Origin of the sequence: Hydrogenophaga sp. (assembly GCF_048549895.1) — a bacterium.
In the GTDB taxonomy this organism is placed as follows: Bacteria; Pseudomonadota; Gammaproteobacteria; order Burkholderiales; family Burkholderiaceae_C; genus Hydrogenophaga.
In genome coordinates this window covers 1-10,268 of record NZ_JBLYYB010000025.1, presented here as the reverse complement: position 1 = coordinate 10,268, position 10,268 = coordinate 1, and the positions used below count along the sequence as shown (strand labels likewise).

Sequence of the window (10,268 nt, the reverse complement as noted above, 5' to 3'; positions counted from 1 at the left end):
CGCACGACCTGTGCACGCTGCAACTCCTCGAACATGCGATCCAGGACGCCGGCTTTGGTCCAGCGGTTCATGCGCGTGTAAATCGTGTGCCAATTGCCGAAGCGCTTGGGCAGTCCGCGCCACTTGCAGCCATGCTCGGCCACATAGAGGATCGCATTGACCACCTGCAGGTTACTCAGGCTGACGTTGCCACGCTGCTTGGGCAGGCAGTGCTCAATAGTGGCGAATTGTGCGGGCGTGATCTCCATGCCCAATATTGTCCGGCGCAAACGACACGATCGCTATTAGTGTTAACACGCCCTAGTCGGCGTACACCACGAATCCGCTCTGGCTGCGGCCGACGCGGCAGTTCGCACGTGTTCCTTGCCGCGTAGCGGTCATTCAGGCTTGGGAAATCTCGATGGATGAGGATGGGCTTCGAGGTCTTGAGGCGTCTGTGCGACAGCACACCCTGCATTCCCCCATCACCGCGTGGTCGGGTCCTGATCCCTGCCCACCTCGGCAAGCGCCGCGACGACGTCGGATTGGGTCACGATGCCCACCAGGCGGTCGCTGCCGTCGATGATGGGAATGTGGTGGTGGCCGGTGCTGCCGAACAGGGGGATCAGTTCCGAGAGGTGTCGGTTCACGCTGGCAACGCGGACCTTGCGCGTCATGATGTCGCCGACCCGCCCCAACCCGCCCGTCGCCGTCCCTTCTCTCCAGCCTCGCAGCTGGCGAAGCCGGCTTTCGAAGGCCTCGCCGCTGTCCCCTTCGGCGGCTCGCATGAAGTTGGCAGGCGTCACGATCCCCACAATGCCGCCCGCGGCATTGACCACCGGCAAGGCCTTGATGCGATGTTCGCTGAACAGCGCCCAGGCTTGTTGCAATGGCGTGTGGTGACTCACGGTCACGAGATCCTTCGACATGATGTCGCCGCACCGGAGATTGGCCAACTTGCGTTGATAGGCACTGAGTTGGGTGTCCTGCAGCAGGGCCTTGAGGTCGTCGCGACCGATGTCGAGAACCTGGTTGTAGCGGGCGAGCACGGCGTCCAGGTCGGCGTCCACCGCTTCTGCTTCGTCGTCTCGGGCCTGATCCGCACCCGCAGAGAACGGGCTGTGGGGGTAGGGGCGCCGGGTGGCACTGTTGTAGACCATCCCGATGGCCACTAGGAGCACGGAATTCACCAGCACCGGCGTGAGGGCGAATTGCAGGTCCTGGACGCCACTCAGCGCCACCATCAGGGCGGATGCGCCCCCCGGCGGATGCAGGCAGCGCAAAGCGAACATCAGGGCAATGGAGAGGCCCACTGCGAGGGCGGCAGCGAGTTCAGGGCTGCCCACCCAATGCACACACGCGATACCGACCAGCGTCGACAGCGTGTTGCCGGCCACCACGGACCAGGGCTGCGCCAGGGGGCTGGAGGGAACGGCGAACACCAGCACCGCACTGGCGCCGAGCGGTGCAACCAGCCAGGGCCAGGACGTCCCCGCGTCCGAGAACGCCCGACACACCAAAGCGGTTGCAAAGATGCCCAGCGCAGCGCCCACCACGACTCGCAGGCGTTCGCGCCAGTCGGCTCCAGGCGATGGGGGCAGCAGTGCACGCAGCCATCGCCTGGCATGGTGGTCACGGGCATGCCCGGGCGTGTCGCGGTTGGGCAGAAACGGCAAAGCGAAGGTAACTAGGCTGGGTTGCAGGGGGGCGATGTCGTATGTCCGTCACGTTCGATGCTAGCGAAGTACGGGCCAACTGAAGAAACAACACCGATCTTTATTGACCAAAAAAAGTGTCTGGTTTGGGACGACGCTTTGCAGACGTCCTTGGTCGACAGGGAAGCGGTGGACACCATCGGGCGAGGTTAGCGGCTTTCGCCGCCGGCAGATACCCGCGTGCGACGGGCTGCGACCTCGGGCGGGCGCGGCAGGCCAAGCACGAACTGCACCCGCTGGCTGCGCGCACCCGCCGCAGGTGCGACCAGATCCGCCAGCGTCACACCGTCGAGCACCTCCAAGTAGCGGTCCATGGCCTCGCGCAACGTCGTCTTGAGGCGGCAGTGGCCGTCGAGGCGGCAACTGTTGTGCTCGGCGTCGAAACACTCCACCAGGGTGAAGTCCGTTTCAGTCTGGCGCACCACCTCGCCCAGCACGATGTTGTGTGCGGGCTTGAGCAGGCGAAGGCCACCTCCGCGCCCACGCGTGGTCTCCAGCAAACCCAAGCCCGAGAGCGTCATCACGATCTTGGTGAGGTGGCTGCGCGAGATGCCGTGGGCCTCGGCGATCTCACCGACAGTGGCGCGCTGCTCGCGCTGTTCGCTGGCGGCGCAGTACATCAGCACGCGCAGGCTGTAGTCGGTCCATTGGGTCAATCGCATCGCGCATCCTCCTCATGACCGATGTCCGTGTGGACGGTCTGAATATTCATGTCGGCTGAAGTTTATACGCTAATATATTCATTACAAATGCATATTCAAGGAACCAAGCCATGAACACCACCCTTGCTCCCGCCGACACCCTGGAACGCGCCCGCCAGCCCATCGGACAGATCGCCGTCGAACTGCCGGGCTCCACCGCGGTGTTCCGCCGCCTCAAGCTCGACTTCTGCTGCGGCGGCCAGATCGCGCTGCAACAGGCCTGCGACGACAAGGGCCTCGACGTGGACGCGGTGCTGGCCGAACTCGCCCGGCTGGACCGTCCGGACGCGCCGGTCGTGCCGCAGGCCCCGGCCGAGATGATCGACCACATCCTCACGCGCTACCACGCGGTGCACCGCGAGCAGTTGCCCGAGCTGATCCGCATGGCGCGCCGGGTGGAAGCGGTGCACCGCGACAACCCCGATGTGCCCACAGGTCTTGCCGAGCACCTGGAGGTCATCGAGGCCGAGATGCTCGAGCACATGGCCAAGGAAGAGACCATCCTGTTTCCCATGCTCAAGGCGGGCGGGCGCGGCATGGCCGTGCACCCTATCGGCGTGATGCGCGATGAACACACCAGCCACGGCGAACAACTCGACCGCCTGATGGCCCTGACGCACGACGCCACGCCTCCCCAAGGAGCCTGCAACACCTGGCGTGCGCTGTACGCAGGCATCGACCAGTTTGCCGACGATTTGATTGCGCACATCCACCTTGAGAACAACCAGTTGTTCCCGCAGTTCGAACCCGCGCGGGCGAGCTGCTGCTGAACCCCTCGCCGACCATGCGCTCTGCTTCAGTCACCGTGCCATCGCCCCAGGGGTGGCCTGTGCTCCGCTTGGGATTCCGCCCGTTCTACCTCGGAGCCGCTGCCTACGGCATGCTGGCCATCCCGCTGTGGATCGCCGTCCTGTTGGGAAAGGTCTCTGTCAACCTGACGGTCTCGCCAGTGCTCTGGCACGCCCATGAAATGCTGTTCGGCTTTGCGGTGGCCGTGATCGTGGGTTTTCTGCTGACGGCGGGCAAGGCGTGGACCGGACTGGACACGCCGCGCGGCCGTGTGCTGGCAGCGCTGTTCGGGCTTTGGTTGGCCGCCCGGCTCGCGGCCGTGTTTGCTCCCTATGCGGTCTACGCTTTGCTGGACTTACTGCTGTTGCCGCTGGTGGCGGTCATCTTCATCGCGGTGTTGCTGCGCGCGGGGGGCGGGCGAAACTTGCCCCTGGGTGCCATCCTCCTGCTGCTGACCCTGGCCAACGCCGCGTTTCACGGCGCCGTGATCGGGCTCATCGACATCGAACCGGTCCGTGCCCTGCACGCGGGGCTGGCGCTGATCGTGATGATCGAGTGCGTGATCGCCGGGCGGGTGATCCCGGCGTTCACCCAGTCGGCGTTGCCCGGCTTGAGGTTGAAGGTGCCTCCCTGGCTGGAACGGGCCACGCTCGGCACCACGGCCATCGCCTTGGCCTTGTGGGCACTGGCTCCGGCCAACATCTTCAGTGCCGCAGCGCTCGGCGCAGCGGCACTGCTGCATGTCTTGCGCATGCTGCGCTGGAAACCCCTTCGCACCCGCTCGCGCCCGATTCTGTGGGTGCTGCACCTGGCCTACGCGTGGCTGCCCATCGGCATCGTGCTGCTCGCGCTGTCCCAGCTTACCGTGGTGGGCGCCTCGTCCGGCATCCACGCCCTGGCGGTGGGAGCCACGGGCGGGCTCATCATCGGCATGATCACCCGCACTGCACGCGGCCACACCGGGCGTCCACTTCAAGCCTCAACGCTGGAGGTTGCTGCTTATGTGCTGGTGGCCTGCGCTGCCGTGTCGCGGGTTCTCTTGCCGCTGCTCGCGCCCCAGCAACTGGTGGTCTGGCTGGTAGCGGCCGCAGCCGCTTGGGGCATGGCGTTTGCCCTGTACCTGCTGGTCTTTTCATCCTGGTTGGTCACGGCCCGCCTCGACGGAAAGGACGGCTGAGTCCATGACCTTTGTTGTCACCGAGTCCTGCATACGCTGCAAGTACACCGACTGCGTGGATGTGTGCCCGGTCGACGCCTTCCGGGAAGGTCCGAACTTCCTCGCCATCGACCCCGCCGAATGCATCGACTGCGCCGTGTGCGTACCGGAATGTCCGGTCAGTGCCATCTATGCCGAAGAAGATGTGCCGAGCGACCAGTTGCACTTCACGGCCCTGAACGCCGAACTGGCGCGCGAGTGGAAACCTATCGTGCGCACAAAATTGCCGCTCCCGGATGCCGAGGCTTGGAGCCAGGTCACATCGAAGTTGCCAGAGCTCAAACGGTGAAGCGCAAGCGCAGTGCGCAAGCCGGATCTCCAAGACATCGCCATAAGTTCGGTTCCGTACGGACCAACAGCGCCTCACTCATCAACATCCACCATCCGCTCACCTCTCTCGCTCTTGAGGGAACACGGACCCATCACTCGAGGTAACACCCATGACCGCGTACCGAAGTCTCAAGGTGTTCAGCCATGTCGTGCTTGGATTGATGCTCGCGGGCATCGCGTACGCCAGCACCATCAGCGTCATCTACTGGACGGGCATCAGCGTTTGACGCCGGTGCACACACATGAACAAGCGTCAAGCGCGTTACTTCGCGATCGGCTCAACGCTGGTGGCCACAATGGTTTTTCTCGGTCTCACCGTGGACAGCCACCGCCAGTTTCCCAAACTGACGAACGCCCAGAACATCACGCCCGCAGTCACACTGGGCAAGAACACATGGCACAAGAACAACTGCATCAATTGCCACACCCTGTTTGGTGAAGGTGCCTACTACGCACCCGACCTGACCAAGATTGCGCAGCAACGCGGAGCGCCCTACCTGCAGGCCTTTCTGAAGGATCCGTCCAAGTTCTACGACGAGCAGCGCCACCGCCGGTTGATGCCCAAGCAAGACCTGAGCGATGCCGAGATCGATGGCTTGATTGCGTTTCTGGACTGGGTGAGCAAGGTGGACAACCAGAACTGGCCACCACGCCCGATCATGGTCACTGGCCTGGGGGCAACGGGTGGGAACGCCCCGGTGCCCGCCGTCACGGCGGGGCCGGCCGGTGCTGTCTCCGACAAAGACCCGGTCGTACTGGGTGAGCGTGTGTTTCGCAGCGCCACACCCGCCTGCACCGCCTGCCATTCTCTCTCGGTCGGTGCCAACATGGCGGGCCCGTCGCTCGCAGGTATCGCCACCCGCACACAACAGACGATGGCGTCGCCGACCTACAAGGGTGCTGCCACCGACCTGGAGAGTTTCATCCGTGAGTCGATCACCCAGCCCAGTGCGCACCTGGTCGAGGGCGCCATGTATTCGGCCAACGGCGTCTCCTTCATGCCGAACACCTACGGCAAGGATCTGACACCCGAGCAGGTCACCCACCTCGCAGCCTTCCTGTCGACCTACAAGTAACGGGCTTCCACGTCTTTAAGCCCACACAGGCAGCGGTTTGCCGCTGCCCCTTCTGCAGGAGTTTTGACATGCGCTACAGGTCTCAATCGGTCGCTTACTGGTATTTCGCCGTGGCCATGGTGTTGTTCGGGTTGCAACTGGTGTTCGGGCTGCTGTCCGCCGCCAAGTACCTCGGCCTCGATCCGCTGCTGAACATCCTGCCGTTCGATGTGACGAAGGTGATTCACACCAACCTGCTGATCGTGTGGGTGCTCACAGGCTTCATGGGCGCCACCTACTGGATGGTGCCGGACGAATCGCGCACCGAGCTCTACAGCACCAAGCTCGCCTACGTCCAGCTCATCCTGTGGACCTTGATGGGCGTGACCGCGGTAATACCCGCGTGCCAGGCTCACGGCCTTCATCACCAAGACCAGCCGCACGGTGGCGTCGCTCATGGGTTCGCCCGTGCCCACCGAGTGGGACAGGATGAGGTTGCGCTGCAGCAACTCCAGCTGTTCGTCGGGGATGCGAGTTTTAGCGAGTTTGCCAAAACCAGTGTTGATCCCATAGGCGGCGTCGCCTTTTTCGACGATGCGCTGGATGGTGGCCGCGGCGGCTTCTATCACCGCCTGTGCGGAGTCTGGCAGCGCCAGGGGAACCGGGCTTTGCCAGATCGCACGCAGCTCGGCCAAGGTCATCTGGCCAGGGTTGAGAACCAAACTTGTGCTCATGAGGTGACCTGCATCAGCCGATCATGGGCAGGTTCAATCCTTGCTTTTTCGCGGTTTCGATCGCCAGTTCGTAACCGGCGTCGGCGTGGCGCATCACGCCCGAGCCGCAGTCGTTGACCAGCACGCGCGCCAGGCGTTCGGCCGCGGCATCGGTGCCGTCGGCCACGATGACCATGCCGGAATGCTGCGAGTAGCCCATGCCGACGCCACCCCCGTGGTGCAGGCTGACCCAGCTCGCGCCGCCTGCTGTGTTGAGCAGTGCGTTGAGCAGCGGCCAGTCGCTCGCCACCACCCTCCACTACGCGGATGGCACCACCGCGTGCGACGCAGCGTTTGAAGGCGGGCCGGTGGCGCTGGCCTACGGCCGTTTCGACGCCCCCACCCGCGAGGCTGTGCGCAGCGAGTACCTGCACTCGGTGCAACGCTGGGCACACGCGAACGGCTATGCGTTGCCCGGTGAGTTCGTGCTCGGCATGGGCACGCGGGCCTGAGACCCGGGCCGCTCAGCCAGGTGCCGGCACCACCCGCAGCACGCGGCCGTCGGGGCTGTCGGTCAGCAGGTAGATCGCGCCATCAGGCCCGGCGCGCACATCGCGGATGCGCTCGCCCAGCTCTTGAAACAAGACCTCTTGCGGTCCAGGTGTGCCGCCGTTCAGGGGCACGCGGCGCACGCTGCGTTCCTTGAGCGCCGCCACAAACAAGCTGCCGCGCCACGCGGGAAACAGCGCGCCGCCGTACCAGGCCAGGCCGGCCGGCGCGATCGACGGCGTCCACTCCACCAGCGCCGGCTGGATGCCGGGCAGGCTGCGGTAGGGCGTGATGCGGGCGTAGGTGTAGTCGATGCCACCGGTGGTCACGGGCCAACCGAAGTTGGCCCCGGGCGCCAGGCGGTTCAACTCGTCCCCGCCGCGCGCACCGTGCTCATGGGCATAGGCCACGCCGTCCACCACCACCAGCCCCTGCGGGTTGCGGTGACCGAGGGTGTAGATCTCGGGCCGGGCATCCGCGCGCGCAACAAACGGGTTGTCGGCAGGCACGCTGCCGTCGGGCCGGATGCGCAGGGCCTTGCCCAGATGGGTGTGCAGCCGCTGCGCATCGGTTCGATCGAGGTTGCCATCGCCCATGCCGATCAGCAGGCTGCCATCGGCCAGCCAGGCCATGCGGCCGCCGAAGTGCTGCGTCTCGGCCTTGGCCGGTTGCGACGTGAAAACCGGCTTCACCTCCAGCAGTTGACGGCCGTCGAAGCGGGCACTCACCACGCGCAGGTGGTTGGCCTGCGGCTGACCATGGGCGAAAGACAGCAGCACCCGCCCATTGACCGCGAAGGCCGGGTCCACCACCACGTCGAACAAGCCAGCCTGCCCGCGCGCCAGCACCGCCGGCACGCCGGCCACCGGCTCAGACCGCAATTGCAGCTGGCCATCGGGCCCGGGCTCGATCACGCGCACGCGGCCCGGGCGCTCGGTCACCAGCATGCGGCCACCGGGCAGGAAGGCCAGTGACCACGGATGCTCCAACCCGCTGACCACCGTCTCGACCCGGTAGCCTGCGGCCTGCGCCGACACCACCACGGCCAGCGCGCCCACGATGAAAGCAAACACGTATTTCATAATGAACATTATGAGTTTGAGCACCGCACGCACCCCCATCAACCGCCGTTGGACTCAGCATCTGGCGCCGCTGCTGATGGCCTGGCTGCTGGCGACGGCCTGGGGTTCGGTGGTGCAGACGCACTGGAACCTGCAAGCCCTGGTGAACCTCGGCGTGGACATACCCGCCGCCGTGCGAGCACGCACAACATGGCAAGACCTCATCGGTTTTGCGCCGGTCTACGCCGGCATCCTGGCGGCGGGTTGGCTGCCGGCGCTGGCCGTGGCAGCCCTTCTCGCCCGCCGCTGGCCTGCCGGGCGCAGCGCGCTGCTGGCAGTGGCCGCCGGGGTGGGCATGGTGGCTGCCGTGCGAACGGTGGACGCGGTGGCTCCCATGCCGGTGTTCATCGACGCCACGCGCCACCTGCCCGGCCTGCTGGCCATGGCGGCCGGCGCCGTGGTCGCCGGTCTGCTCTACGCCCGGCTCACGGCGCGCCGCTGAGGCACATTGTCGACACGGTGGCGGGGCTCGCTGCAGTATTCTGCCGAGCTCCCCCGCACCCAACTGACGAGGCCTGCATGAATCTGTTCTCCAAACTTCAACAGCGCGCTGCCGAAGGCAGACCCCTTCGCGTCGGCATGATCGGCGCCGGCAAATTCGGTTCCATGTACCTGTCGCAGGTGCCGCGCACGCCGGGCATCCACCTCGTGGGCATCGCCGATCTGTCGCCCGCGCGGGCCAAGGCGGCGCTCAAGAACGTGGGCTGGAAGGAAGACGCTTGCAGCGCGACATCGCTGGAGCAGGCGGCCAAGTTGGGCAACACCGCCATCATTGACGACAACATGGCGCTCATCGAGTCGCCCTTCGTCGACATCATCATCGACTCCACCGGCAACCCGGCGGTGGGCATTGCGCATGTGCTGGCCTGCTGCGCGTTCAAAAAACACATCGTGATGGTGAACGTGGAGGCCGATGCGCTGGCCGGCCCGCTGCTCAAGCGCAAGGCCGATGAGGCGGGCATCGTGTATTCGCTGGCCTACGGCGATCAGCCGGCACTGATCTGCGAGATGGTGGACTGGGCGCGGGCCGCCGGATTCTCGGTGGTGGCGGCAGGCAAGGGAACGAAGTACCTGCCCGCCTACCACGAGAGCACACCCGACACGGTGTGGAACCACTACGGTCTGACCGCCGAGGATGCTGCCAAGGGCGGCATGAATGCCCAGATGTTCAACAGTTTTCTCGATGGCACCAAGAGCGCCATCGAGATGGCCGCTGTTGCCAACGCCACCGGGCTGGGCGCGCCCAGCGGCTTGAAGTTTCCCGCCGTGGGCGTGGACGATCTGGCGCGCGTGCTCAAGCCCCGGGAGCACGGCGGCATTCTTGACCAGCGGGGCCAGGTGGAAGTGATCTCCAGCGTGGAGCGAGACACCCGACCGGTGTTTCGCGATTTGCGCTGGGGCGTGTACGTCACCTTCGCAGCAGACAGCGACTACGTGGCCCGCTGCTTCAAGGAATACGGTTTGATCACCGACCCCAGTGGGCAGTACTCGAGCATGTACAAACCTTTTCACCTGATCGGCCTCGAGCTCGGGATCACCGTGGCGTCGATTGGTCTGCGCGGCGAAGCCACGGGCGCGCCGGTGTGCTGGCACGGCGACGTGGTGGCCACCGCCAAACGCGATTTGCAGGCAGGTGAAATGCTCGATGGCGAAGGTGGCTACACCGTGTTCGGCAAGCTGCTGCCCGCCCGCGAATCGCTGGCCCTGGGTGGCTTGCCATTGGGCCTGGCCCATGGCGTGAAGCTGCTCAAGCCCGTGAAGGCAGGGCAGGCTGTGAGCTGGAAGGATGTGGCGTTCGATGCCCATTCCACAGCGGTCAAGCTCCGCCTCGAAATGGAAAAAACGTTTGCTTGACAGCCCCGCATGTGCAACACATGCGCGAGGGACAAGGGGTGTTTCACCTTGGGTGGACTGGGTCTGCGCGTGACGCGAGGTCTGGTGCGGCTGGCGGGGATCGAACCCACGACCTGGCTTCGGAGGCCAGAGATGACGTTCCACATCTGCACGCAACATAAGCCAGCACATGCCAGCAAAAGGTGGCATTCGTCCATAAGCCATTGATGCACAAAGAATTCTTTGGAATGGCGTGTGACGTTTCCT

At 65.1% G+C, this 10,268-nt stretch carries 11 protein-coding genes, 1 tRNA gene and 3 pseudogenes; 8 read left to right on the top strand and 7 right to left on the bottom strand.

Features of this window, described 5'->3' with window-relative positions; translation table 11 throughout:
- The 3 genes from ACN4F8_RS02180 to ACN4F8_RS02170 all read right to left on the bottom strand — a co-directional run.
- On the bottom strand, positions 1-248 hold a 248-nt coding region (locus ACN4F8_RS02180), incomplete at its 3' end, for a transposase (protein ID WP_419472081.1).
- A 216-nt stretch (positions 249-464) separates the two neighbouring features.
- On the bottom strand, positions 465-1,655 hold the full coding sequence (locus ACN4F8_RS02175) for an HPP family protein (RefSeq protein WP_419472080.1): 1,191 nt from the start codon (positions 1,653-1,655) through the stop codon (positions 465-467).
- 188 nt (positions 1,656-1,843) lie between these two features.
- Positions 1,844-2,356 carry an Rrf2 family transcriptional regulator gene (locus ACN4F8_RS02170; protein WP_419472079.1) on the bottom strand — a complete coding sequence of 171 codons (513 nt, stop codon included), beginning with the start codon at positions 2,354-2,356 and terminating at the stop codon, positions 1,844-1,846.
- 110 nt (positions 2,357-2,466) lie between these two features.
- Here ACN4F8_RS02170 and ytfE point away from each other — a divergent pair, with 110 nt between their 5' ends.
- The 5 genes and pseudogenes from ytfE to ACN4F8_RS02145 form a co-directional block, all read left to right on the top strand.
- Positions 2,467-3,165 (top strand): iron-sulfur cluster repair protein YtfE, encoded by a 699-nt coding sequence (gene ytfE, locus ACN4F8_RS02165; protein WP_419472078.1) that lies wholly within the window; start codon positions 2,467-2,469, stop codon positions 3,163-3,165.
- A gap of 14 nt (positions 3,166-3,179) precedes the next feature.
- Positions 3,180-4,361 carry an NnrS family protein gene (locus ACN4F8_RS02160; RefSeq protein ID WP_419472077.1) on the top strand — a complete coding sequence of 394 codons (1,182 nt, stop codon included), beginning with the start codon at positions 3,180-3,182 and terminating at the stop codon, positions 4,359-4,361.
- A gap of 4 nt (positions 4,362-4,365) precedes the next feature.
- Positions 4,366-4,689: a ferredoxin FdxA gene (fdxA, locus tag ACN4F8_RS02155; RefSeq protein ID WP_419472076.1), complete on the top strand. Its 324-nt coding sequence runs from the start codon at positions 4,366-4,368 to the stop codon at positions 4,687-4,689.
- A gap of 283 nt (positions 4,690-4,972) precedes the next feature.
- Positions 4,973-5,806 (top strand): c-type cytochrome, encoded by an 834-nt coding sequence (locus tag ACN4F8_RS02150; protein ID WP_419472075.1) that lies wholly within the window; start codon positions 4,973-4,975, stop codon positions 5,804-5,806.
- 68 nt (positions 5,807-5,874) lie between these two features.
- Positions 5,875-6,135: pseudogene (locus ACN4F8_RS02145) on the top strand (cbb3-type cytochrome c oxidase subunit I); the annotation flags it as partial.
- 45 nt (positions 6,136-6,180) lie between these two features.
- On the opposite strand, the pseudogene ACN4F8_RS02140 reads toward ACN4F8_RS02145, so the two are convergent.
- Both ACN4F8_RS02140 and ACN4F8_RS02135 read right to left on the bottom strand, forming a co-directional pair.
- Positions 6,181-6,519, bottom strand: a pseudogene (locus ACN4F8_RS02140) (aromatic amino acid lyase); the annotation flags it as partial.
- A 13-nt stretch (positions 6,520-6,532) separates the two neighbouring features.
- Positions 6,533-6,802 (bottom strand): annotated as a pseudogene (locus ACN4F8_RS02135) (urocanate hydratase); the annotation flags it as partial.
- On the opposite strand from ACN4F8_RS02135, the gene ACN4F8_RS02130 reads away from it, so the two are divergent.
- Entirely contained in the window at positions 6,783-7,010 is a 228-nt protein-coding gene (locus ACN4F8_RS02130) for a hypothetical protein (RefSeq protein WP_419472074.1), read from the top strand. The pseudogene ACN4F8_RS02135 and the gene ACN4F8_RS02130 overlap by 20 nt on opposite strands.
- Before the next feature lie 12 nt (positions 7,011-7,022).
- On the opposite strand, the gene ACN4F8_RS02125 is transcribed toward ACN4F8_RS02130, so the two are convergent.
- Positions 7,023-8,129: a PQQ-dependent sugar dehydrogenase gene (locus ACN4F8_RS02125; protein WP_419472073.1), complete on the bottom strand. Its 1,107-nt coding sequence runs from the start codon at positions 8,127-8,129 to the stop codon at positions 7,023-7,025.
- A 10-nt stretch (positions 8,130-8,139) separates the two neighbouring features.
- Here ACN4F8_RS02125 and ACN4F8_RS02120 point away from each other — a divergent pair, with 10 nt between their 5' ends.
- Complete coding sequence (locus tag ACN4F8_RS02120; protein WP_419472072.1) at positions 8,140-8,610, top strand: hypothetical protein; 471 nt, start codon at positions 8,140-8,142, stop codon at positions 8,608-8,610.
- Between the two features lie 77 nt (positions 8,611-8,687).
- Entirely contained in the window at positions 8,688-10,022 is a 1,335-nt protein-coding gene (locus ACN4F8_RS02115; RefSeq protein ID WP_419472071.1) for an NAD(P)H-dependent oxidoreductase, read from the top strand.
- An 82-nt stretch (positions 10,023-10,104) separates the two neighbouring features.
- Here the strand turns inward: ACN4F8_RS02115 and ACN4F8_RS02110 are convergent.
- Positions 10,105-10,176, bottom strand: a tRNA-Arg gene (locus ACN4F8_RS02110).
- Positions 10,177-10,268 lie beyond the last annotated feature (92 nt).

Coding starts and splice junctions, on each gene's coding strand:
- ACN4F8_RS02170 (WP_419472079.1), bottom strand. CDS start 2,356: ATGCGATTGACCCAATGGACCGACTACAGCCTGCGCGTGCTGATGTAC.
- fdxA (WP_419472076.1), top strand. CDS start 4,366: ATGACCTTTGTTGTCACCGAGTCCTGCATACGCTGCAAGTACACCGAC.
- ACN4F8_RS02120 (WP_419472072.1), top strand. CDS start 8,140: ATGAGTTTGAGCACCGCACGCACCCCCATCAACCGCCGTTGGACTCAG.
- ACN4F8_RS02150 (WP_419472075.1), top strand. CDS start 4,973: ATGAACAAGCGTCAAGCGCGTTACTTCGCGATCGGCTCAACGCTGGTG.
- ACN4F8_RS02115 (WP_419472071.1), top strand. CDS start 8,688: ATGAATCTGTTCTCCAAACTTCAACAGCGCGCTGCCGAAGGCAGACCC.
- ACN4F8_RS02125 (WP_419472073.1), bottom strand. CDS start 8,129: ATGAAATACGTGTTTGCTTTCATCGTGGGCGCGCTGGCCGTGGTGGTG.
- ytfE (WP_419472078.1), top strand. CDS start 2,467: ATGAACACCACCCTTGCTCCCGCCGACACCCTGGAACGCGCCCGCCAG.
- ACN4F8_RS02160 (WP_419472077.1), top strand. CDS start 3,180: ATGCGCTCTGCTTCAGTCACCGTGCCATCGCCCCAGGGGTGGCCTGTG.